The following is a 26,246-nucleotide window of genomic DNA, read 5'->3' on the forward strand; positions in this document are numbered from 1 at the left end:
AAGGCGTGTGGGCAATGTTTCGACCGCACGCCTTTCTTTTGCGAGCGAGTATTTTGTAGGCGCGTAAAAAAGTCCTTGCACACCGAGTAACTTTCTCGTATAGTTCTTATCTGTTGCTTGGGGGCGTAGCTCAGCTGGGAGAGCGCTTGACTGGCAGTCAAGAGGTCAGGGGTTCGATCCCCCTCGTCTCCACCATTGCAATTTCTTCTCTCTATGGGGGCATAGCTCAGCTGGGAGAGCGCTTGACTGGCAGTCAAGAGGTCAGGGGTTCGATCCCCCTTGTCTCCACCCATGAGATTTAACGACCCTCGGATATTCCGGGGGTCGTTTTTCTAACATGCGGGCTCTTGGCGCAACGGTTAGCGCAGGGGACTCATAATCCCTGGGTTCTGGGTTCGAATCCCGGAGGGCCCACCAGGAATGAACAAGGCTCCAGCAATGGGGCCTTTTCTTGTTTGGCTTACTTGTATGGATTCGAACCCTGTTCCCGTTACCTATGATTTCCTGCAATTTCAAGAAGCCAAACGGTCGAAAATCATAGGCAATGGCAAGTGACCGCAGACAATGGACACTTTTCATGTTGAACGAACGCTCAGAAATTCCCTCTTGGCTCAACGTGATATCCGTGGTACTATTTTCCTTGCTGAAAAGCACGGGCGATTGGCTCAGGGGTAGAGCATATCCTTCACACGGATGGGGTCACAAGTTCGAATCTTGTATCGCCCACCATCACACAGTAGAGGCTCCAGGCAACTGGGGCCTTTTTGCTATCACTCGGGTGTTTCTCACATAGTACAGAAGCACCTGATATTTCCAGTACGTCTGAAGTGTGGATTGGATTGACGGATATGATCCTTCTGCTCGACAAGATTGAGAAGTCGTTTGGTGTGCGCACCCTCTTTACGGGTGCCTCTTTGCAGGTAAATGCCGGCGAGCGCTACGCGCTGGTTGGTCCCAACGGCGCGGGTAAAACAACGCTGCTCAAAATCATCATGGGCATCGATGCTCCCGATTCGGGCACGGTCACTTTTGCCAAAGATGTGAACGTCGGCTACCTGGAGCAGGAAACCAAGCTTGCAAGCGACACCTCAATCTTGCAGGAAGTCATGGATGCCGCTTTGGAAATCCGACATATGGGCGAGCGCGCCGAAGAGCTGCAGCTTCAGATTGCCGAAGCGGGAGAGCAAGGAGAGGTGCCTCGAGCGCTGCTTGAAGAATACGGTCATGTGCAGGATCGTTTTGAGCGCTTGGGCGGCTATGAGCTTGAAAGCAACGCGCGACAGATCCTTGCCGGCCTGGGCTTCCATCCCTCTGATTTCGAAAAACCATGTTCGGAGTTCTCGGGTGGTTGGCAGATGCGTATCGCGCTTGCCAAGCTCTTCCTGCGTCATCCCGATGTCCTGCTGCTTGACGAGCCTACCAACCATCTGGACCTCGAAAGCGTTCAGTGGTTGCGTGGCTTTATCGCAAACTACGAGGGCGCGGTCGTTATCGTCTCGCACGACCGTGCGTTCATGGATGCCTCGGTCGATCATGTTGCGGCTATAGAGAATCGTCGTATCACCACCTACGTGGGAAATTATTCTTCCTACCTCAAACAGCGTGCCGACAACCTCGAGCAGATGCGCGCCAAACGCGCCGCTCAGGAGCGTGAGATCGCCCATATGCAGGTCTTTGTCGATAAGTTCCGCTATAAGCCGACGAAGGCTGCGCAGGCACAGGAGCGTATACGCCGCATCGAGCAGATTAAAAGCGAGCTCGTCATCTTGCCTGAAGGCCACAAGCACGTGAATTTCACGTTCCCCGATCCTCCGCGTTCAGGTGATATGGTCATTCAGCTTAAGGACTTCGCCAAGCGCTTCGGTTCCAAGACGCTTTACGAAGACGCCAACCTAACCTTGTATCGCGGCGACCGCGTTGCGCTGGTCGGACCCAATGGTGCTGGAAAATCAACGCTCCTCAAGATGCTTATCGGACAGACGCCGCTTGACGAAGGCACACGCACCCTTGGTACGCACGTGGGTGTGGCGTATTATGCGCAGCACCAGCTTGAAGGCCTCAACGAGTCCAACACGGTACTGCAAGAGATCGACTCGGTCGCCCCAACGTGGACCGTTCCCCAGCAGCGCAGCCTTCTCGGTGCGTTCCTGTTTTCGGGAGAAGACGTCGACAAACGCGTACGCGTCCTTTCGGGCGGCGAACGGGCGCGTTTGGCGCTTGCAAAGATGCTCGTGGCACCCGAAGCCCTCCTGTGCCTCGATGAGCCTACCAACCACTTGGACATCGACTCGGTCGATATGCTCGAGCATGCACTCAAGCGCTTCCCGGGCACGATTGTGCTCATCAGCCACGACGAGCATCTGGTGCGCTCGGTTGCAAACCGCGTTGTCGACATCCGTGACGGCAAGATGACCGTAATTGATGGAGATTACGAGTACTACCAGTTCAAACGTGAGGATCTGGCACAGCGTGCCGCCGTGGAGCAGGACGCGATGGCACAAGGTACCGCTCGCAAGGAAGCCGCCGGCTCCGCGTCAACAGAGCATCGCGTTCCCCGTACGCATGTCGATGCGTCTGCTCCTCGTGAGGGTAAAAAGACCAAGGAGCAGCGTCGCGCTGAGGCCCAGGCCCGTGCGGAACTCAACCGCCGTCTTAAAGGAACCAAAGATCGCCTCAAAAGGGTCGAAGTGGAGCTTGAAACCAAGCGTAAGCGCTATGACGAGCTCATGGAGCTTATGGCAAGCGAGGAACTCTATGCCGACCAAGACAAGTTCAACGCCGCGCTTGCCGAATATAACGAGTTGAAGCAACAGCTCCCCGCGCTCGAAGATGAGTGGCTTGAGCTGTCCACCACGATTGAGGAGGAAACCGCACGTGGATGCGCGTAAGGCAGGTGCCATTGTTTTTAATGTGCTGAGCTATGCGTGTCGTATTCTCGCGCTTCTGCTGTGTGCGCTCACGGTCTTGCTGTGCTTCAGCGGTGTTTCGACCAGACTCGGCATCGTATCGTTTGTCATCGAGCTTACGCAATCGCTGCCCGATGTCATTGCCGGTTATGGTTTGATTCCCACGCCGTTTGGCGGCGTGTTCCGTTTTGATTTCATGCTCATGTCTGTCGTGCTATTCATAGTCGACTACCTGTGCGCACGTCTTGCGCGCAGCCTTCGTTAGCTGAAAGGGGAGAGCTGCGTGTACGATTTGCTTTCCATGATCACCAGCGCCATTGCCGTTGCGTTTGCCATTGTTGTACATGAAAGTGCGCACGCTCTGGCTGCCTATCTGCTGGGTGACAACACGGCGCGGGAACGCGGACGCATCTCGTTCAATCCGCTCGCCCATATCGATCCTTTTGGCACGGTTATCTTGCCTCTATTGATGATTGCCGCCGGTGGACCGGTGTTTGCCTTTGCCAAACCGGTACCTGTGTATTTGGGCAACCTCAAGCACCCCAAGCGCGATGAGATCTTGGTGTCGCTTGCGGGCCCCGCGTCGAATATTCTTCTTGCATTACTCGCTACCTTGCTGTTACACGCATTTGGCTCGATGCCCGCCTCGATTTATGTGACGATGGGAACGGGTGCGATCGACTTTGCAGTGCTGCTCTTCGTCAGCTCGATTTCTGTCAACCTGTCACTCGCCTTCTTCAATTTAATTCCGATTCCTCCGTTTGACGGTTCGTCGTTACTCGTTCCGTTTCTCAAGGGCAAGGCGCTTCGCACGTATTACGAGCTTCAGCGCTACACCATGCCCATCTTGATCGTTGTGCTGTACCTGCTTCCCAGTGTGCTGCACATCGATTTGATTGATATGTATTTCAGCGCGACAGTCGATCCCCTGTTCTTTATGCTTCTTCGTTTCGCGCTGGGGTAGGAGTGCGCTACACTAGCCCACGTCCGTCTATTTGCACATTTGCGTTTGGTGAGGAGGCCCGCGTTGTCATATCGTGTTTCCACGCAGGTCTACTCAGGACCGTTTGACCTGCTCTTGCAATTGGTGAGCCGCCAGAAGGTCGACATCGGCTCTATTTCCATCTCCGAAGTGGCAGAGCAGTATCTGTCTGAGGTTGAGCGTCTTGAAGCTCTGGACCTTGATGTTGCGAGCGATTTCTTACTCGTTGCCGCTACGCTGCTCGACATCAAGGCAGCCTCTCTGGTTCCTGCGGACGCTCCCAAGCAGCGCTTCGACGAAGAAGACGAAGCAGATGAATATGAGGGACTGGATGGCGACGCCCTGCGCGAGGTTCTAATCCAGCGCTTGATTGCATACAAACAGTTCAAAAGCGCCGCCGCGGCTTTGGGCGCGCGCATGGAGGCCGAGAGCCGTATGCATCCACGCGTTGCGGGACCTGATCCGGAATTCCTCAATCTCATGCCCGACTATCTATCTGGCATCACGCTGCGTGGTCTTGCGGTTATCTGCGCTGACTTGGCAGGGCGACGTGAGACGTTCTTGCTTGAAGCGGAACACGTTGCACCCCATCGCGTTCCCATCGAACTCACGGTGGCCTCAGTCGACCGTGTGACGATTTCCAAACCTCATACCACCTTTCGTGAGCTTCTTGATGGTGATGCCACGACCGAACAGATCGTGTCGACGTTTTTGGCCATCTTGGAACTTGCCAAACGCGGTTCCCTCGTGCTTTCGCAAGATGAGAATTTTGGCACGATACAGATTGATCGCGTTGAAGGTGCGCCTGAATACCACCCCGGCGATGGCACCCTTTTTGACGAGGAGGACTCGTGAACAACCTTTCAACTCTCGAGGCTGGTGAGCTCAAAGGCGCTCTTGAAGCCATGCTGCTCGTCTCTAGCGACCCTGTGAACGCCAGTCAGCTCGCTTCGGTGCTCAATGTGGCCCCTGGCGAGGTCGCGTCGTTGCTCGCCGAGCTCAAGGTCGAGTACGAGGAGACGAACCGCGGCTTCCAACTCCGCGAAGTTGCGGGTGGATGGCGTTTGTTCACCCACCCCGCCTATCATGAGCAGGTTGAATCGTTCGTGCTGTCGTGGGACACGCAAAAGCTCTCTCAGGCGGCTCTCGAAACACTTGCCGTCATTGCGTATCACCAGCCCGTTACAAGGGAAATGGTAAAAGGAATCCGTGGCGTAAACTCCGATGGCGTTATTTCCTCACTGGTCGATAAGGGGCTTATTCGCGAGATGGGGCGTGATGCCGATCGAGGACAGGCTATTCTCTACGGAACCACGAACGCCTTCTTGGAAAAGTTCGGTTTGCGCAGCACGCGCGATCTGCCCGATTTGGAGCAATTCGCCCCCGATGAGCAATCGCGCCAATTCATTCGAGAGCGTCTTTCGGGCCGTTCCATTCAATCTACGCTCGACGAGGTCGATAACGATTTAGCCGAGGAACGTGACTTGATCGATACCGAGGAAGACGACGCCGACGATGACTTGATGATTATCGGAGATGCCTCTGATGAGGACTTCGATGTCTGAGTTTCCTCGCGACAATGGTATGAGGGTTCACCCCGATGACGCGATGTTGGTCCCCATGCGTCTTCAACGTTTTTTGGCACGCGCAGGTGTTGCAAGCAGGCGTGGCTCCGAGGATTTGATGACTGCAGGGCGCGTATGTGTGAACGGCGAGGTTAAAACCGAGCTTGGCACCAAGGTCGATCCGATTGTCGATGTCGTCACCGTCGACGGCGTTCCCGTTGTTCTCGGTGCTGGTGCGTCCTATTTGATGCTCAACAAACCTGCAGGTGTATTGACGACCATGAGCGACCCTTATGGGCGCACTACGGTTGCCGAGCTCATGTCACTTGACCGGTACCCCGGCCTCTTCCCTGTGGGCAGACTCGATAAAGACACGACGGGCCTTTTGCTCTTCACCACCGATGGTGATTTGGGGCAAATGTTGCTGCACCCCTCGCATCACGTGTGGAAAACATACCTCGCGCTAGTTGATGGCGTATGCTCCGATAAGGAACTCGACGCACTGCGTCGGGGCATTGTGCTTGATGACGGCCCTTGTCAGCCGGCGCGTTGCCGCGTACTCCCAAATCGAGAAGCGCATGTCGTCGCACCACATGGCGTACGACCCGGAACCACCGCCGTTGAAGTTGTGATTCGCGAGGGTCGCAAAAATCAGGTAAAACGTATGTTGTCAAAAATCGGCCACCCCGTGTTGCGCTTACATCGCAGCAAGTTCGGCGAGCTTGAGTTGGGAAACTTGAAGCCCGGAACTTGGCGTGAACTCACGGAGCTCGAAGTACGTACACTTAAGGAATCGCCTGCTCAGCAGGATAGGTAGGAGGAACGATGATCATTGCAATCGACGGTCCGGCGGGTTCGGGCAAGTCTACCATCGCCCGAGAAGTTGCCGCCCGCTTTGGTTTTGCCAAGCTCGATACCGGTGCGATGTACCGTTCCGTTGCTTTGACTGCTTTGCAGCGGGGTGTCTCCCTTGATGAAACCGATGCCGTCGCCGAGCTTGCACGCACCATTTCCATTACCTTCGGGTCTGAGCAGCATGGCAACGTTTCGGTGTTTGTGGACGGTGTGGATGTGAGTGATGCCATCCGTACCGCCGAGGTCGATCGTAATGTATCTGCCGCCGCGGCCAACCCTGGCGTCCGTGCGGCGATGTTGGCGCCGCAGCGTTTATTTGCGCAAGATCGCGATGTCGTGGCAGAAGGCCGTGATGTGGGGACCGTGGTATTTCCTCATGCCGAGCTCAAGCTGTTTCTCACTGCCGATCCACGTGAGCGCGCTCGTCGTCGCGTTTTGCAACGCCATGAGGGTCAAATCGTTGACCCTGCGGTGTTGGAAACCGAGATCGATGAGACGCTGGCCGATATCGAACGACGCGATGCGTTGGACTCTCAGCGTGATACCGCACCGCTTACCTGCGCGGACGATGCTATGCGTATCGACTCTACGAGTTATACAATTGATGAGATCGTTCAGCAGATTGGCGAGCTTATCAACGAACGGAGGTAGCACATGGCGGCAAATACCGCAGTGGATGCTTCGCACGTCGAGAGTAATCCCCACTATGACAAGGGAATGAGCTCATTTTCTCTTTTGGATCGCGCTATCTATGCGTTTGTTATGGCTGTGCTGTGGGTGTTCAGCAAAATCATGTGGCGTTGGAACTTTGAAGATGCCGATAAACTCCATGACGGCGTGAACGGATCGGTCATCATTTGCAATCATACTTCGATGGCCGAGGTGCTACCCATCGTCACGCACTTATGGGCAATGGGCCGTCGTGTGCGACCCATCTTTAAATCTGAATTCAACAAGACGGGTATCGTGCGCTGGGCTTTCGCATTGGCGGGAGGCATTCCGGTCGACCGTGGAACCGCTGATTTGAGCGCTCTGCGTGCTGCCCAACATGCTCTACAGCGTGGCGAGGATATTTTGATCTTCCCTGAGGGTACCCGTATTCGCAGTGATGAGCAGCCCGTTGAGCTTCACGGTGGCTTCGCACTGATCGCCCAAATGGGCAAGGCCCCTATCGCTCCCATGGCGGTATGCGGATTCCGCGATATCACACCGCTTGGCAAAAAGGTGATGCGACCGATGAAGTGCTGGATGCGCGCCGGCGATCTCGTTCGCCTTGAGGACGCGCCAGAGGGTATGAAACGCCGCGAGCGTACCCAGTGGGTTGAAGATGAGGCGCTACGTCGCATGTTCGAAATTCGAGACGCGCTGCGTGTTGAGCATCCGGGACGGCATTAATGGGTATTCCGTGCATCGAAGTCGCTCAATATGCGGGCGTTTGTTATGGCGTTGAACGCGCGCTGACGCTTGCCAAAGAGGCTGGATCCACTGCAACTGGTCCAGTTTGCACCATGGGTCCGCTTATCCATAATCCCATCGTGGTACACGAACTGGAACAGTCCGGCGTGTCTGTGGCCAACTCTGTTGAGGACTGTGTCGAGGGAGCGGTGATTATTCGCGCACACGGGGTTGTTCCACAAGTGATCGACGAGTTGCAAAACAAGGGGCTGCAAATCATCGATGCCACATGCCCGTTTGTAAAAAAAGTCCATGTTGCTGCCGAACGCCTTGAGCGAGAAGGTTATCAACTCTTGGTTGTAGGGGAGAGCGGTCATCCCGAGGTTGAGGGCATCATGGGTCATGCCGGAATGGATGCGCATATCGTTTCCTCTCCTGAAGACTTACATGAACTTGAGCTCGGGCGCAAAGTAGGCATCGTTGTGCAAACGACACAGACCGCCGACACCCTTAATGCTGTCGTTGCTTCGGTGCTTCCACGCGTTTCGGAATTGCGTGTTGTCAATACGATTTGCACCGCCACGCAGGAGCGCCAGGCGAGTGCCGCCGAGCTTGCATCGCGTGCCGATGTCATGATCGTTGTTGGTGGAAAAAACTCGGGCAACACACAGCGGCTCGCGCAAATTTGCTCTGAAAGATGTTCAAGGACCTACCATATCGAGCAGGCATGCGAGCTTGATCCTTCGTGGCTTGAAGATGCGCAGCTCATCGGTGTGACTGCGGGCGCTTCGACACCTGCCGCTCATATCGAGCAAGTCGTCGAAGCTTTACGTAACGCATCGAAAGCATAGGCGATGTCCATGGGTTTTGAAGAGGCGGATACCATGCCGCAATCCAGTTTGCCAACCGTTCCACAATATGCTGCCAGCGTTGCAAACTATTGCGCGAGCCGTCATCCCGATGCGGAGGGTGCGCTTGTGATTTCCGTCGTACCTGAGTCTCCCGCTGATGACTTGGGTATCGAGCCCGGTATGCGCGTTCTTTCCGTCAATGGGCATGAGCTCACGGACATGATCGTTTGGCTGTGGGAAACCGATGATCTTGAGGCTGACCTTGAGGTGTTCGATCCGCGTGATAACACGGTTGCACGTGCGACAATCGAGCGCTTCCCCGGGGAAGAATGGGGCGTCGAGTTTGATGGTGCGGTGTTCGACGGTATGCGTACCTGCGTGAATGCTTGCATTTTCTGTTTCATGAATATGTTGCCCAAGGAGAGCCGGGATTCGCTTTCCATTCGTGACGACGATTATCGTTTGAGCTTTTTACAGGGCAATTTTGTCACGCTTACCAACATGAGTGATGCCGAGGTCGACGATGCCATCGGTAAGATGCTGTCGCCTATGAACGTGAGCCTTCACGCCATCAATCCGGAATGTCGTCGTAAGCTCATCGGACGCAACGCACCGCGCGGCATCGAGGTGCTCGAGCGATTCCTTGACGCCGGAATTGAGATTCACGCGCAAATCGTTTTGTGCCCCGGTATCAACGACGGCGACGAATTGCTTGCCACGCTTGAGTATGTGGAGCAGCATCCCGGCATCACGAGCCTTGCAATCGTGCCTTTGGGCTTTACCAAGCACCAGAAGCGTTTCACCACCTCGTACTCTGATGATGTCGAGGGGTCGCGTGCGGTGGTCAAGCTTTTGGAGCCATTTCAAGAGCGTGCACGTGCGACGCGTGGTTGTACGGTCTTTCAGCTTGCCGATGAGTTTTACGTCGATGCGGAATTGGATGTTCCGCCTGCGGAGACGTATGACGGTTTTCCACAGTTCTATGATGGCATCGGCATGCTCAGGAGCTTTCTTGATGAAGTCGAGGAGCTGCGTTGTTCCCACATGGATGATGTTGAGCGAGTGGGGGAGTACCTTTCGCAGCGTGATGCATCTGTCATTGTTGTCTGTGGCGAAGCTGCGCAACGTACGTTTGACGCGTTCTGCGCATTGTTCTCTTCGAATGCGCAGGTGTTGACACAGGCGATTAAGAACGAGTACTTCGGTGGCAACGTCAATGTAACGGGCTTGATTTGCGCCTGTGACTTGCTCGCTCAATTGCCCGAGGACCTGTCGAGCGCGATCGTGCTTATCCCCGAAGTCATCTACAACTACGATGGCCTAACCCTCGATGGTGAAACGCGTGAGTTCGTCGAAAGGTCGCTTGCGGCGCGCGGTGCCTGTGTCAAAACGTGTGTTTCAAGTCCCTACAAGATGCTTGACGAGCTTGGCGAATAGCCTAGGTGTTTGGAACTCGGGGTAATCCGTACATGCATATTGCCGCTGTTCCTCCTGCAGGACAATACCTGCGGGTTGAGCCAGGCGCATGGCTACAGAGATTCTGTCCAGACGCTTGCCTGAAGACGGACGCATAACCTGCGCATGGTAGACTGACTTCAGCTATGACAACACAAGGAGAACCTATGTCTCGACCTATCGTTGCGATTGTCGGCCGTCCGAATGTGGGCAAGTCGACGCTCGTCAACCGTATTGCACAAACTTCCGATGCCATCGTGCACCAGAGCCGCGGAGTCACCCGTGACCGCAGCTATCACGTTGCCGACTGGAACGGTCGCGAGTTCATGCTCGTTGATACGGGCGGCATCGAGCCCATGAAGAGTGACGACGTCTTTGCCACGTCCATTCGCGACCAAGCGCTTGCCGCAGCCGAGGAAGCCGCCGTCATTTTGTTCGTGGTTGACGGTTCGGTGGGCGTTACCGAAGAGGATGAGAGCGTTGCGCGCATGGTGCGCAAACTCAAGAAGCCTACCTTCCTGCTTGTAAACAAGCTCGATAACCCTGACCGCGAAAATGAGCGCCTTTGGGAGTTCTATAGCTTGGGCGTGGGCGACCCCGTTGCGGTCTCTGCGCTCCACGGACATGGCACGGGCGACTTGCTCGATGACGTCGTTGCCCTGCTTCCTGAAGACGACGGCGAGAACGAGGACGATGAGCCCGATACGCTTCGCGTCGCCATCATCGGGCGCCCCAACGCCGGCAAGTCTTCGCTGTTCAACAAGATCATCGGCTCCGATCGCTCCATTGTGAGCAACATCGCCGGTACCACGCGCGACGCCATCGATACGGTGGTCGAGCGCAATGGCAAGCGGTACCGCATGGTCGACACGGCTGGTATTCGCAAAAAGAGCACCGTGTATGAGAACATCGAATATTATTCCATGGTGCGTGGTCTGCGCGCCATCGACCGTGCCGACGTTGCTTTGCTGGTGGTAGACGCGTCCACGGGCGTAACCGAGCAAGACCAGAAAGTTGCCAACTTGGCCATCGAGCGCGGTTGCGCATTAGTAGTGCTGCTCAACAAGTGGGATCTGCTTAAAGACGACTATGAGCGCGAGGCGGTCATGGAGACGGTCAATCGTCGATTGACCATGGCTCCTTGGGCTGAATACCTGCGCATTTCTGCTCTCACGGGTAGGTCCGTCCATAAGATTTGGGATATGATCGATGCGGCTGCGGAGCGACGCGCTACCCATATCTCCACTTCACAGCTTAATCGCCTGCTTACTGACATGCGTGAATTCGGTCATACGGTTTCTGACGGCAAGCGTCGTCTTAAGATGCACTACGTGACGCAGACCGGTGAGAAGCCACCCGCGTTCACGTTCTTCGTCAACCACACCGACTTGGTGACTGATAACTATCGTCGCTATATCGAAAACCGCATGCGCTCCACCTTCGACTTCAAGGGAACGCCCATTCGCCTGCGCTTCCGCGCAAAAAAGGATACTAAGGATAAGGAGGCGTAAAGCCGCATGACGCTTTCCGGTCATCCAGACCTTGTCGCCGTCATTTGCATGGTTGTTGCCTATTTGGTGTGCGGCATTCCCTTCGGTAAGATCATCGCAAATCGCATGTGCAAGGTCGATTTGCAAAAGGTCGGCTCAGGCAATATCGGTACCACCAATGCTCTGCGCGCTGGTGGACCGAAAGTCGCTGCACTAACACTTCTTTGCGACGTGCTCAAGGGTTTTGGATGTGTGTATCTTGGAACCCAAGTCATCGCACTTGAGGGTCTGGGTTTTAATGCAAGTGCCGTTGCGCCTGGAACGGCACACGACTATCTCATCGCTTTGCTTTGCCTGTCGTGTGTCCTTGGCCATATGTTTTCGCCCTACCTACATTTCCATGGTGGCAAATCAATTGCGACGGGCGTCGGTGTCCTGTTTGGCCTTGCCTGGCCGCTCGCCCTTATTCATTTGGGCATCTTTATCGTGCTTGTTGCGATAACCGGGTATGTTTCAGCTGGCTCGATTGTTACTGCGGCGCTGGTCGGTCTTACGGTAAGCCTTTATTTCCCAAATGCGACTTTGGCTTTTAAGCTCATCATGGCGGCTCTCGGCCTGTTAGTGGTTTGGGCGCACCGCTCTAACATTAAGAAACTTCGCTTCGGAACGGAGTCAAAGTTGTCATTTACCAAACGTGTCGACAGAATGGATGATGCCGCATGAAAATCGCGTTGATTGGAACTGGCTCTTGGGGTACGGCTATGGCCGGCCTCGTTGCGGGCCACGGTCATGATGTTGTGATGTGGTCGTTTGAGGAGGCGCCGGCACTCGAGATTAACACGTATCACACCAATGCCTGTTATCTCAAGGATTTTGTACTTCCCAATAACGTAAGCGCAGCCACGGATTTCGCCGAGGCATTTGATGGGGCGGATGCGGCGATTTTTGCCGTACCGTCTGCCTTCTTGCGTAGTGTCGCTCACAATTGCGCTGAATATGTGCCCGAAGATTTGCCTGTAATGTGCCTGTCAAAGGGCATCGAAATTGGAACCGGCCTTCTCATGAGCGATGTAGTCGCGAGCGAAATCGGTCATCCTGAGCGTATCGCAGCGCTTTCCGGTCCCAATCACGCCGAGGAGATTTGTCACGGTGCCCTTTCCGCTTCAACCATTGCCTCTGAAAGCGCTGAAATCGGTGAGTTTTTCAAACAATTGACGTTGAGCCAAAACTTTCGCGTTTATCTTTCCACTGATATGACCGGTGTCGAGCTCTGCGGTGCCATGAAAAACGTTATAGCCATCGTATGTGGTATCGCGGCTGGACTTGGTTTGGGTGACAATGCCCTCGCGCTTATCATGACTCGTGGTCTTGCCGAGATCAGCCGTTTGGTACATGCCTGCGGTGGCGAGGCAATCACCTGCATGGGTCTTGCCGGTATGGGTGACCTTATTGTGACCTGTACCTCGCAGCATTCGCGTAACCGTACCTTTGGCGAGGCGTTTGCCAAGGGCGAAACACTTGAAGAGTACCAGGCGCGCCGCCATATGGTCGTTGAGGGAGCAGTGGCGGCAAAAAGCGTAAGCGAGCTTGCTCGTGCCAAGGGCGTTGACGTTCCACTTACATTTGCCCTTGAACAGTTGCTTTACGGCGACGTGTCTTTGGACGATGCCTTGGATATACTCGTGAGCCGTATTCCCAGTGAAGAGTTCTATGGTTTGGACGACTAGGGTAGGAGAGGACAACTCATGACGACTCAGATTAAGGTTTCCCCATCGATTCTTTCGGCTGATATGGCTCAGCTGGGTCATGATTTGGAGCGCATTGCCAATGCGGACTACATCCACATCGATGTTATGGACGGTCATTTCGTACAGAATTTGACCTTTGGAACAGGTATTGTCAAGGCATGCAAGTCTGCCTCCAATATTCCCCTTGATGTCCACCTGATGGTGACGAATCCTGACAGCACGGTCGATTGGTACATCGACGCCGGTGCGGATCTGATTACGGTTCATGTTGAGGCATCCACGCATCTGCATCGCACGATTACCCACATTAAGGAACGTGGTTGTAAGGCAGGAGCGGTGCTTAATCCTGGCACTCCCGTAAACGTGCTCGAAGACATCATCGACGAACTCGATATGGTGCTGCTTATGAGCGTGAACCCTGGCTTTGGCGGTCAGAAGTTCATTCCGCGCGTTCTCGAGAAGCTGCGTCAGCTGCGTAAGATGTGTATCGAGCATGGCGCGAATCCCGAGATTGAGATCGATGGCGGCGTGAGCGTTGCCAACGCCGGGCAGCTCGCTGCGGCAGGCGCCACCGTATTTGTCGCCGGTTCTGCCGTGTTTGGCGCTGATGATCCTGCAGCGGCTGTTGATGCCATTCGTGCAGCAGGAAAGCGCGGCTGCGCACAGCAGGACGCATAGTGATGTTCGACAACTCCTTCGTCAATTTGGATTATGCCGCCTCGACGCCCATGCGTGTTGAGGCGGTACGTGCACAGGCCGCCTATGATGCCTCGGACATTGCGGGTGCAAACCCCAATTCACTTCATACGCTCGGTCGTAAGGCGGCAGCGCAGCTCGAAACATGCAGACGTTCGATTGCACGTTCATTTGGTCCACGCGTTCGCTCGAGTGAAGTCATATTCACGGGTGGCGGCACCGAGGCAAACGTTCTCGCATTGTTCGGCCTCGCCGAGGCGGTGCGTGAACAGGATCGCAATCGAACGCGTGTGATTCTTTCCGCCATCGAACATGATTCCATGCTCGACAACCTTTCGCTGCTCCACGCGGCAGGTTTTACCACAGAGCTTATAAAGCCCTGTCGTGCTGGTTACGTTGAACCAGCGGCGCTCGAAGCTTGCATGGGAGATGACGTCGCACTCGTTTCCGTCATGCTCGCCAACAATGAAACGGGCGTTATCCAGCCCGTGCGTGAACTTGCCGCCGTCGCTCATGCGCGTGGCGCGCTCTATCACGCCGATGCTGTTCAGGGTTGGCTGCATACACCCTTTGACGTGCAGGAGCTTAACATCGATGCCCTTTCTGTCGCTGGCCATAAAATCGGTGGACCGGTGGGGATTGGTGCTTTGTATCTCAAGAATCGCACCCCGTTACGTGCTCGCAGCTTTGGAGGCGGTCAAGAGCGCAACCTCCGCCCCGGCACGCAGGACCTTCGCGCCATCGTTGCGCTTGCGGCGGCGGCAGATGCGCTTCACCCCCATATTGAGGAAGACTCCAAGCGCTTGCTTGGTCTGTCTAGCCTTCTCTATGAACGAATCTGCACACACCCCCATATCCATGCCACTATGGGAGATTGGGTGACCGTCGATCGTCTTCCCGGCATTGTGAGCATTTTCGTTGACAACATGGACTCTGAAGAGCTCATCTTGCAGCTCGACGGACGCGGCTTCGAGGTCTCTGCGGCGAGCGCTTGTTCGAGTGGTTCGTTGGATGCAAGTCATGTGCTTCGTGCTATGGGCATCTCACGCGAAGAGGCTCTAGGGTCACTCAGAATCTCCTTTGATGACCGTGTTGATCCAATTGACCTCGATCGATTTGCCGATGCTTTACTTGAGGTGGTTCGCTAAATGAACGTACGCGATCTATGCAATGCGCTTTTGAGCCGTTTTCCCGTCCAGAACGCCGAACCTTGGGACCATGTCGGTCTATCGGTAGGTAATCCTGCTGACGAGGTCAAGGCGGTTGTCTGTGCGCTTGATGCAACCGAGGAAAACGTTTTGCACACTGTCGAACTGGGCGCAAATGTGCTGCTTACCCATCATCCGGTGTATATCAAGGCGCCTGATGCGTTTACACCCGCCACTTCCGAGCTACCGTCAAGCGCAGCGGCAGTTTATACGGCAGCGCGCATGGGTGTGAGCATCATCTCGCTTCATACCAACCTCGATCGCTCGTTGGAAGCGCGCATGAAACTTCCCGCGCTTATGGGATTCTCGGCTGAAAGTTCGCTTGAGTATGCAGACGACCCCGAGCGTCTGGGGCTTGGCTCATTGTGCCGTTGTCCCGACATGACACTTGAGGCACTTGCGAAACGCGCCTCGGATATTTTCGAGACAAGAGCCCGTGTTTGGGGAGACGTGAGTCGCAACCTTCAATCCGTTGCTTTTCTCGGCGGATCCTTGGGGGATTTCGGCGAGTTGGCGGTTAGGGCGCATGTGGATGCCGTCGTAACGGGGGAGTGCGGTTACCACGTTGTTCAGGACTTGTGTGCACGTGGACTTTGCGTTGTGCTTCTCGGCCACGACCGTTCCGAACAACCGTTTTGCGCTATCCTATCCGCCGCGGCCTGCGATGCTGGCGTACCACAGGACCGCATCCATATCATTTCACACCCATCCACATGGTGGACTGTAGCGTAAAGGAGATCCGTATGAGCCTAGGTGCCGACCTGCTCGCACTGCAAGACCTCGACTTGGAACTCGAGCGCACCACCAAAGAGCTGCAAGAGCTTCCGATTCTCTCCGAGCTTGCGAAAAAGCGCGCAACGTATGCCAAATTGAAGTCCGAATCGACCAAAATCCTCGCCCGCCGAAAGGATGCCGAAATCGCCGTGGGCGATTTGGACGATGCCGAGCGCTCCTGTCACGAGAAGATAGCTGGGATTCAGAATAAGCAGGCTACCTTGACCGATTACCGTTCTGTCCAGGACCTTGAAATCGAGTTGTCCCTTCTTGCCAAGCGATTGGATAAAATCGCATTCGACCGTCCCGCCGCCGAAAAGTCACTTGAAGATATCAAGCAAAAGGAAGACCAGCTTACGGGATATATCAAGCGCTTTGAGCAGGCGATTCTCAGCGATGCCAAAACAGCTCGCGAGGAGGCTGAGGTGCTCCAGGGTCGCATCGAAGCTTCAAGGCAAAAGCGCGAACGTCTTGCTTCGAAGTTGCCTGCCGACACACTGCAAAAGTATGAGCAGACATCGCGTCGTTTTAAGGGTATCGCCGTTGAAAGGCTCGAAGGAAAGATTCCCTCTGTGTGCCGCACGGTGTTGCAGACCGCATCTATGGATCAGCTGCGCCATGCAAGCGACATTGCCGAGTGCCCGTATTGCCATCGCATTCTCGTATTGAATGAGGGCGAATAGCATGGCGAACCTTGCGGCAGCTCAAGGCAAAACTGCCTTGGTGTGTGTTACGGGATGTATTGCAGCCTATAAAGCATGTGAGATCGTACGCGGACTACAGAAAGCCGGTGTACGCGTCAAGGTGTGCATGACCGAACATGCCACGTCCTTTGTTGGACCCACGACGTTTCGCGCGTTGACGCACGAAGAGGTCGCTGTTGGGCTTTTCGATAACCCTTCCGACCCCATTCATCATATTTCACTTGCCAAAGAGCCGGATGCCGTGCTGATTGCACCCGCAACGGCCAACGTGATAGCTAAAATCGCCCACGGAGAGGCAGATGACCTGCTTACAACTACGGTGCTCGCCACCGATGTCCCAGTTGTCGTGGCACCTGCAATGAACGTTGGCATGTGGCAGGCGCCTGTGACCCAGGACAACATTTCCGCACTCGAAGCGCTGGGCTACGACATCGTGCGTCCCGCTACCGGATACCTCGCCTGTGGAGATACAGGAGAGGGCAAGCTGGCGGAGGTCGATGAGATCGTCGCACGTACCCTTGCGGCCCTTCAAACCTCATGTTTGCTGGCGGGCGAGCGTGTGCTTATCACCGCCGGAGGTACGCACGAGGCGATTGATCCCGTTCGCTTCATCGGCAATCGTTCTACCGGCAAGATGGGCTACGCACTTGCGCGTGCGGCGCGTGCGATGGGCGCCGAGGTAACGCTTGTAACGGGTCCCTCGAATCTTTCCATTCCCTACGGCGTAACCGGCGTGCGTGTGACGAGTGCCGCTGAGATGCACGCAGCTGTGTCCGAGCGATTTGAAAACGCGACGATGCTCATCTGTGCAGCCGCGGTAGCGGATTACACTCCCGCAAATCCGGCAGGGGAGAAGCTCAGCAAGGCTGATGGTGAGCTCACTTCTATCCCTGTCGTGAAAACCGCTGACATCCTCGCCGACATGTCTGCTCAGAAAGGGGAGCGTATTGTCGTTGGTTTTGCCGCAGAAACCAATAACCTTGAAGAACGAGCCCGTGCTAAGCGCGCGCGTAAGGGATGCGACGCGATTGTTGCCAACGATGTCTCACGGACAGATTCGACATTTGGATCTGATACAGATGCCGTGACCTGGGTAACGGAAACATGTGTGGAGCCTTTGCCGTGCATGGGCAAGCAAGCACTCGCATTTGAGCTGCTTCGACGTGCGCATATGTTGAAATCCCAATAGAAGTCCAAATTATCTCTTGCATCTGACGGTCGGGTTGGGTAAAGTATCTACTCGCTTCGGGACGTGGCGCAGCTTGGTAGCGCACTTGACTGGGGGTCAAGGGGTCGCTGGTTCGAATCCAGTCGTCCCGACCATGGAGCTTGAAAGGGCGGTCATTTGACTGCCCTTTTTTCAATTAACGGTTATCCCCGCGGGCAAGCGGGTATGATGCATCTAGTGTATGTATCATTTAACGGGGAGACGCGCGTGGCCTCAAGTAAGATTCGGAAGAAGATCAAAAAGGAGCTGATCGGCACCTCCGATTACCCCTCGAATAAGATCTTTACGATTTCTAATTTCATCACGTTCACGCGCCTTATCCTCACGGGTGTTTTTCTGTATCTCTTTGTTTCCGATGGCAATCGCTACGTCGCCCTTGCGATTTATGCCATCGCCGCATCAACCGACTGGTTAGACGGTCAGATTGCCCGCATGACCAGAACCGTGAGCTGGCTGGGCAAGATGCTCGATCCCATCGTCGATCGTGCTTTGCTCTTTACGGGCGTCGTCGGTCTGGCCGTGCGCGGTGAGCTTCCGTTATGGATCTGCATTGCCATCGTGGGTCGTGATTGCTATCTGTTCCTCGGTAATCTCGTGGTGCGCCGCTATCACAAGCGCCCCATCGACGTCGTCTTTATCGGAAAGCTCGCCACGGCCCTCTTGATGAGCGGTTTCTCACTCATGCTGCTCGGTCTTCCCATTCTCGACGGCCTGCATATCGTGCCCGACGCCCTTACGTGGCTACCGGGACTTAACAGCGCGAGCGCTCCTTTGGGTATCTATTTCGTCTACGCTGGTGTTACGTGCTCGCTTCTCACGGGTGTTGTGTATACCTTCAAGGGCGCCGCCGCTATCCGTCGAGCCATTACACATCCCGAGGAAGAGGATATCGACTTTCTCAATCCCGAGATTGAGGATGATGCGTTGGTTGAGGGTGTCGAAACAGCGTAATTCGCTTTCCTACCTCTAGAGTGCGGTAGAATACCGTAATGGACGTTTACGCGGCCTTGTGGCCGTTTGCAAGTTGGGAGCATTCATGGCTAATATCGAGCAGAACGAGACGACGCGTGTTTTTCGTATGCCTTTGAGCGACGCGACCGCGCCCGACCTCATGAAGAGCGCTCAGATTCCCGTGCCCGTGCTCTCTATTATCAAGGGGCCGCAAACGGGTAATAACTTTGAACTCGACGCCTCTGAGGTCACGCTGGGGCGCGATCCTTCCAACACCATCTTCCTCAACGATATGACGGTTTCTCGCAGCCATGCAAAGATTCTGCGCAATGCCGCCGGCACGCTTATCGAGGACCTTGGCTCCCTCAATGGAACATGGGTTGATGGTGCCATCGTCAATTCCGCTCCGTTACACGACGGCTCATCCGTGCAAATCGGCACCTTCACGCTGATTTATCACGAAAGCACTGCGGAGCGCATCGAAACCGGGGAGTAACGGTGGCAGAGCGTAGCTACCTGAGTATCGGGCAGGTCGTGAACTTACTTCGTGCCACCTATCCCGATCTTTCAAACTCCAAAATTCGCTTCTTGGAAGACGAGGGGCTCATTACGCCGCATCGTACCCCCAAGGGATATCGTCAGTATTCCAAGGAAGACGTCGATCGCTTGGAAGTCATTTTGCATTTGCAGAAGACGCGCTATATGCCGTTGTCTGCCATTAAGCAAAAGCTCGATAGCGCTACCGACTTGTCGACGCTCGCATTCGAGGTAGGCTTGCTTACCGATGCACCCATGAAGGTCGCTTCCAAAGAAACGCGCCAAAAACTCCATCCCATTGAGGACGTTCCGGATTTGCTGGGAGTTGAGATCTCCTTTATTCGCCAGCTTGCCGATAACGATCTCATTCGCATCATTCGCAGCCCGCAAAACCGTGAGCTCATTGACGGACGTGAATTCGAAATCATTCGCCATTGTGCCGAGCTCTCGCGTTTCCATATCGAGCCGCGCAACCTCCGCCAGTATGTAAGCGCTGCAAACCGTGAGTCGACCTTGTTTGAACAGGTGCTCGTCGGCATGCTCGGTTCCGATGACTCAGATGACGACCGTGAAGCCAAGCTTGAGCGCGCCTTTAAGACGCTTCATGATCTTACCGACGGCGTTCGCACTGCTTTGCTGCGCAATCGTGTGTTCAGCTCTCTTAATGCCGTGGTCGATGATGCCGATATCGATGCAATCGACGATGAGATCACGCGCGCCGAGCATGCAGCGCAAGTGTCCGCTTCTCAGGTAATTGACCCCCTAGACGCAAGCGAGCTGGCTGTTCAACCTATTCGCGTCCGTCCGCTTGATGTCGATTAGGCGCCTTGAATCCAAGATATGATGAATCTTTTTTGGATTAGATCTAGTACAAAAAATATAATGATTCATGTTTCATATTTCCCAAGGTGGAATATAGGTTAGTTGTGGTAACGACTGGTATACTGGTATCTAACCTTTAATAGAAGGGGAGGAGACCTACATGAGCTGGGCTTTGATTGCCGATTCCAGCTGCAATCTTCGAGGATATGTGCCCTCCGCACCCGACTGCTCTTTTGCAATCGCTCCGCTTAAAATCGAGATCGCTGGACAGGAATACATCGACGACGAATACCTCGATGTTGATGATTTAAATCGTCGTGTTGCTGAAGAAAAATCAGCCTCGGGAAGTGCATGTCCCAGTGCAGGGGAGTGGGCAGAGCTTTTCCATAGCGCCGACAAGGTAATAGCCATTACGATTTCGGCTAACCTTTCAGGTAGCTATGAGGCCGCGCTTATGGGACGAACCATCGCTATGGATGAGTACATTCGCGACCATGCGGGTTCTATTGAAGGTAAGAATATCCAGGTCATCAATTCCAAAGCTGCTGGCGGACCACTCGAAGTTGCAGTGGTGTTGATAGATAGGTATCTAACAGAAAATCCTGAAGCTTCATTTGAGCAAGTTGCAAACTATGCTCAGGAAATCATCGAACATTCCCAAGTGCTTTTCTCACTTTCAAGTTACGACAACCTTGTTAAAAACGGGCGTATGCCCAAACTTGTTGGAAGTGTCGCGAGTTCACTTTCCATTCGCATGCTGGGTACGGCAAGCCCACAGGGAACGATAAAGGTGGTTGCACCCACACGTGGCGACAAAAAGACGAATCGAAAGATCATTGAGTGTATGGCTGCTGACGGCTTCCATGGCGGCATGGTCTATATCGATCATGTCGACAATGCAAAGGGAGCATCACATCTACGCGATGCGATTATGAGCACCTGGCCAACTGCTGAAGTCCATATCATTCCATGTGGAGGTCTCTGTTCATACTATGCAGAGCAGACGGGTCTTATTGTGGGCTACGAGATGCTGTGACGCACGTTCTTCAGATTGACTTGTTGGCAAAGCAGGAGACGGCTCCAAAGCATGGGGCGTGTAGACACAGGACACGCCCCATTTTCCTTCTTCTTTTCTACTTGACATAATATATATTATCTCGAATTAAGCAAACTCAAGATAACAGGGATTAGTTCCGGCACTATGTTGAAATACTGCTCTAATACGATGAGGTTTTCGCGTTATGGAACACAGTCGTAAATAATCAAAGAGTTTCTTTGCAAGCTTCCACATACTTATAAGCCGAAACTCCGGCAATGGCACCATCAGCTGCCGCAGTGATAACTTGTCGAAGCGAGCCGGCACGCATGTCACCCGCGCAGAACAAGCCGGGTGTCTGAGTCGCCATTGAGCTATCGACCATGACGCTACCATCTGAAGCCAATTCAACGAAGTTCGCGACAAGATCGGTTGCGGGATTATGACCTGTGGCAACGAAGATGCCAATGCTACCGGCCTCAAAGTGTTCTTCATATTCGATACCGGTAGAATTATTCTTGAAGGTAATTGAATTGATAAACGTGTCGCCCTCGACGGAAACAATACTAGTTTGGTACCTCACTGTAATGTTATCGTGGGACAGCATCCGATTGGCCATGCCACGCGATGCGCGGAACTGATCACGCCTCAAAATAACTTCAACCGATTCTGCGACGTTTGAAAGGTAGATAGCCTCTTCGCACGCAGAATTTCCGCCGCCAATCACAAAGACATGTTTTCCACGATAAAACATGGCATCGCAGGTTGCGCAATACGACACTCCCCTTCCACGGTATGTGTCTTCACCCTTAAAACCGGCGGTACGTGGGGTTGCGCCCGTCGCAGCGATCACACTCAGAGATTGATAGGCATTCATGTCAGTTTGAACGGTAAAGACGCCTTGATCCGAACGTTCAATGCTAATTACCATTCCATATGCCGTCTCAGCGCCGACCTGCGTTGCGTGATCTTGCATGCGTTGGCCTAGTTCAGAACCCGAACAGCTTGGAATAGCGGGATAATTATCAATCATGTCCGACGTGGCGATTTGTCCACCAGGCATTCCCTGCTCAAGTACCAAGGTATTCAAACCGGCACGGCTGGCATAAATCGCTGCAGAATACCCTGCAGGACCTCCGCCAATAATGATGGCATCGTAGAGTTGAGTCTCCATGTCGCTTCCTTTCGTACGTTGTTTCTTTGCTCTTACCCCTCATGTCCTGCGTTCATGCGTTGATAACCGTACAATAGGCACCATATGATTCCGACTGGAAGTTTTTTACATGGCTATCGAAGCTTCGCCTGCTCTCGACAACGCACCGGATGAGCAGGTGCATACTGATACACGACCCGTCATTACCGTTATGCATGCATCTGTGGGCTCAGGGCATCGAGCTGCGGCGGTTGCAATCGCCCAGGCTTTTGAAGCCATGCGTGGCACAGAAAACATCCCGGAAAATGTCTTAATAGAGGTATTGGATGTTCTCGATTTTGGTCGCATCAAATTCGACGGGAATAAGACCGCTGCAGCATTCACGGGAGCTACGCGTCCAATTTACGACGTGACCTGGCGGTACACGCTTACGGGCCGGTTGTTGTGGGGCGGAGGCTCCGCATGGTCCCGCATCATGTTCAAAAGCTTCAACAATTATGTGCTGGAAAAGCGACCGTTGGCTGTCATTTGCACCCATATCACGGCGGCAAACGTCGCCGTAGGTGCTCGCATGCTCACGGGTGTCGATTATCCCGTTGTCTGCGTTCCCACCGATTATGAAATCGAAGGCTGGTGGCCTCATCGCGAAACCGACTTGTTTTGCGTTGCAACTGAGTTCATGGCAGAGACGCTACGGCCGCGCAAAGTCGATGAAAAGGCAATTTCTATCACGGGTATTCCCATCCGTCGGGGATTTGACAATGCGCATGACATCACTGCTGTTCGAGATAAATTCAACCTTCCGCAAGATAAGAAGATCATCCTCGTAATGGCGGGAGCTTCGCTTCCTCAACCTTACGTACGTTTTCGCGCGGCGATCGAGCAGACTTTGCCATATCTTAGAAGTTTCGAAAACATGCATTTCGTCTTTTTGCCAGGTAAGGATCGTGATTACGCAGCACATCTTCGAACTGTGTTCGATGGCATGAAGCTCCCCAACGTCTCGGTGATAGATTATGTGGATGACATGGCAGCGCTCATGCATGCTTCTGATCTGGCAATCCTAAAATCTGGAGGGCTCACCGTAACAGAGTGCCTCTGTGCCGAATTGCCCATGTTGCTGCTCGGCAAGTCTTATGGTCAGGAAAAGTCCAATACAACCATGTTGACGGCCTTTGGCGCAAGTATGCACGCAACGACTTACCGTGAGCTCATTGTTCTGTTGCATCGCCTGTATGAACATCCTGAGATGCTCCACGCCCTATTAGTCAATGCTGAATCGCTTCGTAGGCCGTCTGCCGCGGAAGATATAGTGCGTAGCACCATGAAGCTGGTTGGCGTTCCTTGTGAGCGCGATCGCCATTTTGCTGAGTTTTATTGGGGTGGAAAACCCGCGCACACTCGTTAACCTCAACGCTTATCGAACGCAGCTTTGTCATTCAGCATTAGAGCTCTTTCAATAATAGGGGCGTTCGACGCTTCCTCTCAATAGAACGAGGGTCCGTAAGTTTTCTTAACCTACGGGCCCTCGTTTTTTACGCAATCAACATGCGTTTATGTTGCACATCCTAAAGAAGCAGGAAGTATGCCAAGAATGCAATGCCTGCCACCCACATGAGCGGACGAACCTTCTTGATGTTACCCGTCACCGCAGCAACGAGGATATAGGAAATGAATCCCAGGCCGATGCCGTTGGAAATGGAGTACGTGAACGGCACACCAACGATGATCATGAACGTCGGGAAGCCCTCGATAATGTCGGACCAGTCAATTTCGGTAACCTCGCTCATCATCAGGAAGCCAACGTAGACCAAAGCACCACACGTGGCAGCGGAGCTGATGCAGCCAATGATCGGCGAGAAGAAAGCGGCGAGCAGGAAGAGAACACCCGTGCAAATAGATGTGAGACCAGAACGACCGCCATCCGCCGCGCCGGAAGCAGACTCAACGAACGTCGTGATGGAAGATGCGCCCAGGGCGCCGCCCACAGCGGCAGCGATGGAGTCGACAATCAAGATCGGCTTGATATCCTCTACCCTACCGTCCTCGGTAAGGAACTCGCCGGGCTTCGCAACAGCCATGGCCGTACCCATGGTGTCAAAGAAGTCGCTCATCATGAGTGAGAAGGCGAAGAGCAACAGGGTCGGCGTGGTCAGGGCTTTCACAACACCCATAACGCCATCCTCACCGGGCATGAACGGCGCGCCAAAGGTGGAGAAGTCAAGCGGAGCGACGATGCTAGAAGGAGCAGCGGTCACGCCCAGCGGGATGCCGCAAAGAGCTGCGATGATGATGCCCCAAAGCAAGGAACCCTTGATGTTCATAGACGAGAAGATGACCGTGAAGATGATCGAGATGATACCGACAAGGAACACCGGGTCATTGATATTGCCCAAAGAGACCATAGTCGCCTCGTTCGCAACGATGACTCCACCGTTCTTAAGGCCGATCATGGCGATGAAGAGACCAAGGCCGATGGAGATGCCGTGACGCAGCGTCACCGGAATCGCGTCCATGATCGCCTCACGCAATCCGCAGAGCACGAGAAGCAAAATGGCAATACCCTCAATGAAGATGATAGCCATGGCGGTCTGCCAGCCAAGACCCATGTCGAGGCAGAGCGTATAGGCAACAACCGAGTTGATACCCATACCAGACGCACATGCGAGCGGACGGTTGGCGAACACACCCATGGCGATCGTCATGATGCCTGCGCCGATGCAGGTAGCGGTCACCGCTGCCGTCATCGGCACACCGCCATCCATGAGGATAAGCGGGTTGACGACGATGATGTATGCCATCGCCAGGAAGGTCGTCAGGCCAGCGCGCAGCTCAGTGCCAACACTCGACTTGCGCTCTGCCAATTTAAAGAATTGGTCCATAGATTTCCCCCTCTTCGTTGGACCGGTTATTTCGAACCACTTGACCCAAACCCACCGGTTCCGCGATCGGTTTCGTCAAGTTCTTCGACCTCAATGAGGTGCACGATAGGCACCTGCTGGATAACGAGCTGGGCGATACGTTCGCCCCGCTCGATATGAATAGTTTCATGTGCATCGAGATTAACAGCGATAACTTTTAGTTCGCCGCGATAATGTGCATCAATAAGACCAGGTGTGTTGGCAATCGACAGGCCACGTTTGAGTGCCATACCGCTCCGCGGCTGCACAAACCCCGCATACCCATCAGGAAGTGCGATAGCTATGCCCGTGGAAATCAGCACACGCTCGTATGGTGCGATATCCACCGTTTCATTGGCACGTAAATCAAGGCCAGCATCTCCCTCATACGCATACGAAGGAAGTTCAATAGTGGGATCGAGACGTTTAATGGAGACGTTGAGCTCGCTCATAATCACCTCAGCTTATCCAGTTCCAGCAAAAACTCGTCAATATCTTTGAAATCTCGATACACTGAGGCAAATCGAATGTATGAGACCTTGTCGACTTTTTCCAAACGCTTGAGCACCATGTCGCCCAAATCATGGGAGGAGACCGTAGACAGAGTACTGCCACGCAATTCAAGCTCAATATCATCAATTAATGCATTGAGCGTCGAGAGATCGATGTCACGTTTAATGGTGGCGCGCATTAAGCCAACGAGCAGCTTGTTGCGGTCAAATGGTTGAATAGTACCGTCACTTTTACGCACTTCAATTGGATCTTCGCACCGTTCAAACGTGGTAAAACGATAGCCGCAGGCACGACATTCACGACGACGTTTGATGGCGTTGGAGGCGTCTTGCATGCGCGAATCGACCACTCGAGTTTCGTCATTGCCGCACTTCGGACAACGCATGTAAATACCCCCTCAACGTTCAACCGTATCAGGATACCACGTATGAAATTAAAGGATTAAAAAATGTGATATATCGTGCATCGATTTCCCAT

26 protein-coding genes, 5 tRNA genes and 1 pseudogene are annotated in these 26,246 nt (G+C 54.0%); 28 read left to right on the top strand and 4 right to left on the bottom strand.

Annotated features, from left to right (window positions below):
* The first annotated feature begins 119 nt into the window (after positions 1 to 119).
* The 27 genes and pseudogenes from C1711_RS01245 to C1711_RS01375 all read left to right on the top strand — a co-directional run bounded on the left by C1711_RS01245 (position 120) and on the right by C1711_RS01375 (position 21,203).
* Positions 120 to 195, top strand: a tRNA-Ala gene (locus tag C1711_RS01245).
* 20 nt (positions 196 to 215) lie between these two features.
* Positions 216 to 288 (top strand) — tRNA-Ala (locus tag C1711_RS01250).
* A gap of 53 nt (positions 289 to 341) precedes the next feature.
* A tRNA-Ile gene (locus C1711_RS01255) sits at positions 342 to 417 on the top strand.
* A gap of 237 nt (positions 418 to 654) precedes the next feature.
* A tRNA-Val gene (locus C1711_RS01260) sits at positions 655 to 729 on the top strand.
* Between the two features lie 119 nt (positions 730 to 848).
* A pseudogene (locus C1711_RS01265) lies at positions 849 to 2,213 on the top strand (ABC-F family ATP-binding cassette domain-containing protein); the annotation flags it as partial.
* Between the two features lie 661 nt (positions 2,214 to 2,874).
* Entirely contained in the window at positions 2,875 to 3,171 is a 297-nt protein-coding gene (locus C1711_RS01270; RefSeq protein WP_102337435.1) for a hypothetical protein, read from the top strand.
* Between the two features lie 36 nt (positions 3,172 to 3,207).
* Positions 3,208 to 3,870: a site-2 protease family protein gene (locus tag C1711_RS01275; protein ID WP_199824872.1), complete on the top strand. Its 663-nt coding sequence runs from the start codon at positions 3,208 to 3,210 to the stop codon at positions 3,868 to 3,870.
* Between the two features lie 63 nt (positions 3,871 to 3,933).
* Positions 3,934 to 4,743: a segregation and condensation protein A gene (locus C1711_RS01280; protein ID WP_102337437.1), complete on the top strand. Its 810-nt coding sequence runs from the start codon at positions 3,934 to 3,936 to the stop codon at positions 4,741 to 4,743.
* Positions 4,740 to 5,453, top strand: coding sequence for an SMC-Scp complex subunit ScpB (gene scpB, locus C1711_RS01285; RefSeq protein ID WP_102337438.1), 714 nt, complete (start codon positions 4,740 to 4,742; stop codon positions 5,451 to 5,453). Before C1711_RS01280 ends, scpB begins: the two co-directional genes overlap by 4 nt.
* A complete protein-coding gene (locus C1711_RS01290; protein ID WP_407641518.1) occupies positions 5,446 to 6,270 on the top strand; it encodes a pseudouridine synthase in 825 nt (274 codons plus the stop codon). The genes scpB and C1711_RS01290 overlap by 8 nt, the downstream gene beginning before the upstream one ends.
* A gap of 8 nt (positions 6,271 to 6,278) precedes the next feature.
* Positions 6,279 to 6,959, top strand: coding sequence for a (d)CMP kinase (cmk, locus tag C1711_RS01295; RefSeq protein ID WP_102337439.1), 681 nt, complete (start codon positions 6,279 to 6,281; stop codon positions 6,957 to 6,959).
* Positions 6,960 to 6,962: 3 nt separating this feature from the next.
* Positions 6,963 to 7,703, top strand: coding sequence for a lysophospholipid acyltransferase family protein (locus C1711_RS01300; protein WP_199824821.1), 741 nt, complete (start codon positions 6,963 to 6,965; stop codon positions 7,701 to 7,703).
* Positions 7,703 to 8,554, top strand: a complete 852-nt coding sequence (locus C1711_RS01305) for a 4-hydroxy-3-methylbut-2-enyl diphosphate reductase (RefSeq protein WP_102337440.1) — start codon at positions 7,703 to 7,705, stop codon at positions 8,552 to 8,554. Before C1711_RS01300 ends, C1711_RS01305 begins: the two co-directional genes overlap by 1 nt.
* Positions 8,555 to 8,563: 9 nt before the next feature.
* Positions 8,564 to 9,991, top strand: coding sequence for a DUF512 domain-containing protein (locus C1711_RS01310; protein ID WP_234346158.1), 1,428 nt, complete (start codon positions 8,564 to 8,566; stop codon positions 9,989 to 9,991).
* Between the two features lie 185 nt (positions 9,992 to 10,176).
* Complete coding sequence (gene der, locus C1711_RS01315; protein WP_102337441.1) at positions 10,177 to 11,520, top strand: ribosome biogenesis GTPase Der; 1,344 nt, start codon at positions 10,177 to 10,179, stop codon at positions 11,518 to 11,520.
* 6 nt (positions 11,521 to 11,526) lie between these two features.
* The gene (plsY, locus tag C1711_RS01320; protein ID WP_102337442.1) at positions 11,527 to 12,222 is read left to right on the top strand and encodes a glycerol-3-phosphate 1-O-acyltransferase PlsY; all 696 of its coding nucleotides are present in this window, start codon (positions 11,527 to 11,529) and stop codon (positions 12,220 to 12,222) included.
* Positions 12,219 to 13,226 carry an NAD(P)H-dependent glycerol-3-phosphate dehydrogenase gene (locus C1711_RS01325; RefSeq protein WP_102337443.1) on the top strand — a complete coding sequence of 336 codons (1,008 nt, stop codon included), beginning with the start codon at positions 12,219 to 12,221 and terminating at the stop codon, positions 13,224 to 13,226. Before plsY ends, C1711_RS01325 begins: the two co-directional genes overlap by 4 nt.
* 18 nt (positions 13,227 to 13,244) lie before the next feature.
* Positions 13,245 to 13,925: a ribulose-phosphate 3-epimerase gene (gene rpe, locus C1711_RS01330; RefSeq protein WP_102337444.1), complete on the top strand. Its 681-nt coding sequence runs from the start codon at positions 13,245 to 13,247 to the stop codon at positions 13,923 to 13,925.
* A 2-nt stretch (positions 13,926 to 13,927) separates the two neighbouring features.
* Positions 13,928 to 15,091 carry a cysteine desulfurase family protein gene (locus C1711_RS01335; RefSeq protein ID WP_102337445.1) on the top strand — a complete coding sequence of 388 codons (1,164 nt, stop codon included), beginning with the start codon at positions 13,928 to 13,930 and terminating at the stop codon, positions 15,089 to 15,091.
* A complete protein-coding gene (locus tag C1711_RS01340) occupies positions 15,092 to 15,883 on the top strand; it encodes a Nif3-like dinuclear metal center hexameric protein (RefSeq protein ID WP_102337446.1) in 792 nt (263 codons plus the stop codon). It begins immediately after the preceding gene.
* Positions 15,884 to 15,894: 11 nt separating this feature from the next.
* Complete coding sequence (locus C1711_RS01345; RefSeq protein ID WP_102337447.1) at positions 15,895 to 16,608, top strand: zinc ribbon domain-containing protein; 714 nt, start codon at positions 15,895 to 15,897, stop codon at positions 16,606 to 16,608.
* Position 16,609: 1 nt separating this feature from the next.
* The gene (gene coaBC, locus C1711_RS01350; protein WP_102337448.1) at positions 16,610 to 17,818 is read left to right on the top strand and encodes a bifunctional phosphopantothenoylcysteine decarboxylase/phosphopantothenate--cysteine ligase CoaBC; all 1,209 of its coding nucleotides are present in this window, start codon (positions 16,610 to 16,612) and stop codon (positions 17,816 to 17,818) included.
* A gap of 57 nt (positions 17,819 to 17,875) precedes the next feature.
* Positions 17,876 to 17,952, top strand: a tRNA-Pro gene (locus C1711_RS01355).
* Positions 17,953 to 18,064: 112 nt separating this feature from the next.
* Positions 18,065 to 18,808, top strand: coding sequence for a CDP-alcohol phosphatidyltransferase family protein (locus C1711_RS01360; protein ID WP_234346159.1), 744 nt, complete (start codon positions 18,065 to 18,067; stop codon positions 18,806 to 18,808).
* Positions 18,809 to 18,893: 85 nt separating this feature from the next.
* Positions 18,894 to 19,304: an FHA domain-containing protein gene (locus tag C1711_RS01365; RefSeq protein WP_102337450.1), complete on the top strand. Its 411-nt coding sequence runs from the start codon at positions 18,894 to 18,896 to the stop codon at positions 19,302 to 19,304.
* Between the two features lie 2 nt (positions 19,305 to 19,306).
* Positions 19,307 to 20,167: a transcriptional regulator FtsR gene (gene ftsR / locus C1711_RS01370; RefSeq protein WP_102337451.1), complete on the top strand. Its 861-nt coding sequence runs from the start codon at positions 19,307 to 19,309 to the stop codon at positions 20,165 to 20,167.
* Positions 20,168 to 20,327: 160 nt separating this feature from the next.
* Positions 20,328 to 21,203, top strand: coding sequence for a DegV family protein (locus C1711_RS01375; RefSeq protein ID WP_102337452.1), 876 nt, complete (start codon positions 20,328 to 20,330; stop codon positions 21,201 to 21,203).
* Between the two features lie 226 nt (positions 21,204 to 21,429).
* Here C1711_RS01375 and C1711_RS01380 read toward each other — a convergent pair whose 3' ends face one another.
* Complete coding sequence (locus tag C1711_RS01380) at positions 21,430 to 22,377, bottom strand: NAD(P)/FAD-dependent oxidoreductase (RefSeq protein WP_102337453.1); 948 nt, start codon at positions 22,375 to 22,377, stop codon at positions 21,430 to 21,432.
* A gap of 109 nt (positions 22,378 to 22,486) precedes the next feature.
* Between C1711_RS01380 and C1711_RS01385 the strand changes: the two genes are divergently transcribed.
* Positions 22,487 to 23,764, top strand: a complete 1,278-nt coding sequence (locus C1711_RS01385) for an MGDG synthase family glycosyltransferase (protein WP_102337454.1) — start codon at positions 22,487 to 22,489, stop codon at positions 23,762 to 23,764.
* 160 nt (positions 23,765 to 23,924) lie between these two features.
* Here the strand turns inward: C1711_RS01385 and C1711_RS01390 are convergent, their stop codons facing one another.
* From C1711_RS01390 to nrdR, 3 genes are read right to left on the bottom strand one after another with little or no spacing between them, the layout of a single operon-like run.
* Positions 23,925 to 25,238, bottom strand: a complete 1,314-nt coding sequence (locus C1711_RS01390; RefSeq protein WP_102337455.1) for an NCS2 family permease — start codon at positions 25,236 to 25,238, stop codon at positions 23,925 to 23,927.
* Positions 25,239 to 25,264: 26 nt separating this feature from the next.
* A complete protein-coding gene (gene dut, locus C1711_RS01395) occupies positions 25,265 to 25,708 on the bottom strand; it encodes a dUTP diphosphatase (RefSeq protein WP_102337456.1) in 444 nt (147 codons plus the stop codon).
* A 2-nt stretch (positions 25,709 to 25,710) separates the two neighbouring features.
* Positions 25,711 to 26,154, bottom strand: a complete 444-nt coding sequence (gene nrdR / locus C1711_RS01400) for a transcriptional regulator NrdR (RefSeq protein WP_102337457.1) — start codon at positions 26,152 to 26,154, stop codon at positions 25,711 to 25,713.
* Positions 26,155 to 26,246 lie beyond the last annotated feature (92 nt).

The sequence above is a fragment of the Collinsella provencensis genome, assembly GCF_900199705.1.
GTDB classification, from domain to species: domain Bacteria; phylum Actinomycetota; class Coriobacteriia; order Coriobacteriales; family Coriobacteriaceae; genus Collinsella; species Collinsella provencensis.

What these genes read in the sequence shown, in the direction of transcription:
- C1711_RS01380 (WP_102337453.1), bottom strand. Translation starts at nt 22,377, where the DNA reads ATGGAGACTCAACTCTACGATGCCATCATTATTGGCGGAGGTCCTGCA.
- rpe (WP_102337444.1), top strand. Translation starts at nt 13,245, where the DNA reads ATGACGACTCAGATTAAGGTTTCCCCATCGATTCTTTCGGCTGATATG.
- dut (WP_102337456.1), bottom strand. Translation starts at nt 25,708, where the DNA reads ATGAGCGAGCTCAACGTCTCCATTAAACGTCTCGATCCCACTATTGAA.
- C1711_RS01365 (WP_102337450.1), top strand. Translation starts at nt 18,894, where the DNA reads ATGGCTAATATCGAGCAGAACGAGACGACGCGTGTTTTTCGTATGCCT.
- C1711_RS01340 (WP_102337446.1), top strand. Translation starts at nt 15,092, where the DNA reads ATGAACGTACGCGATCTATGCAATGCGCTTTTGAGCCGTTTTCCCGTC.
- cmk (WP_102337439.1), top strand. Translation starts at nt 6,279, where the DNA reads ATGATCATTGCAATCGACGGTCCGGCGGGTTCGGGCAAGTCTACCATC.
- C1711_RS01300 (WP_199824821.1), top strand. Translation starts at nt 6,963, where the DNA reads ATGGCGGCAAATACCGCAGTGGATGCTTCGCACGTCGAGAGTAATCCC.
- C1711_RS01275 (WP_199824872.1), top strand. Translation starts at nt 3,208, where the DNA reads ATGATCACCAGCGCCATTGCCGTTGCGTTTGCCATTGTTGTACATGAA.
- C1711_RS01345 (WP_102337447.1), top strand. Translation starts at nt 15,895, where the DNA reads ATGAGCCTAGGTGCCGACCTGCTCGCACTGCAAGACCTCGACTTGGAA.
- C1711_RS01305 (WP_102337440.1), top strand. Translation starts at nt 7,703, where the DNA reads ATGGGTATTCCGTGCATCGAAGTCGCTCAATATGCGGGCGTTTGTTAT.
- plsY (WP_102337442.1), top strand. Translation starts at nt 11,527, where the DNA reads ATGACGCTTTCCGGTCATCCAGACCTTGTCGCCGTCATTTGCATGGTT.
- C1711_RS01290 (WP_407641518.1), top strand. Translation starts at nt 5,446, where the DNA reads ATGTCTGAGTTTCCTCGCGACAATGGTATGAGGGTTCACCCCGATGAC.
- coaBC (WP_102337448.1), top strand. Translation starts at nt 16,610, where the DNA reads ATGGCGAACCTTGCGGCAGCTCAAGGCAAAACTGCCTTGGTGTGTGTT.
- C1711_RS01335 (WP_102337445.1), top strand. Translation starts at nt 13,928, where the DNA reads ATGTTCGACAACTCCTTCGTCAATTTGGATTATGCCGCCTCGACGCCC.
- C1711_RS01375 (WP_102337452.1), top strand. Translation starts at nt 20,328, where the DNA reads ATGAGCTGGGCTTTGATTGCCGATTCCAGCTGCAATCTTCGAGGATAT.
- C1711_RS01325 (WP_102337443.1), top strand. Translation starts at nt 12,219, where the DNA reads ATGAAAATCGCGTTGATTGGAACTGGCTCTTGGGGTACGGCTATGGCC.
- C1711_RS01385 (WP_102337454.1), top strand. Translation starts at nt 22,487, where the DNA reads ATGGCTATCGAAGCTTCGCCTGCTCTCGACAACGCACCGGATGAGCAG.
- der (WP_102337441.1), top strand. Translation starts at nt 10,177, where the DNA reads ATGTCTCGACCTATCGTTGCGATTGTCGGCCGTCCGAATGTGGGCAAG.
- C1711_RS01390 (WP_102337455.1), bottom strand. Translation starts at nt 25,238, where the DNA reads ATGGACCAATTCTTTAAATTGGCAGAGCGCAAGTCGAGTGTTGGCACT.
- C1711_RS01310 (WP_234346158.1), top strand. Translation starts at nt 8,564, where the DNA reads ATGGGTTTTGAAGAGGCGGATACCATGCCGCAATCCAGTTTGCCAACC.
- nrdR (WP_102337457.1), bottom strand. Translation starts at nt 26,154, where the DNA reads ATGCGTTGTCCGAAGTGCGGCAATGACGAAACTCGAGTGGTCGATTCG.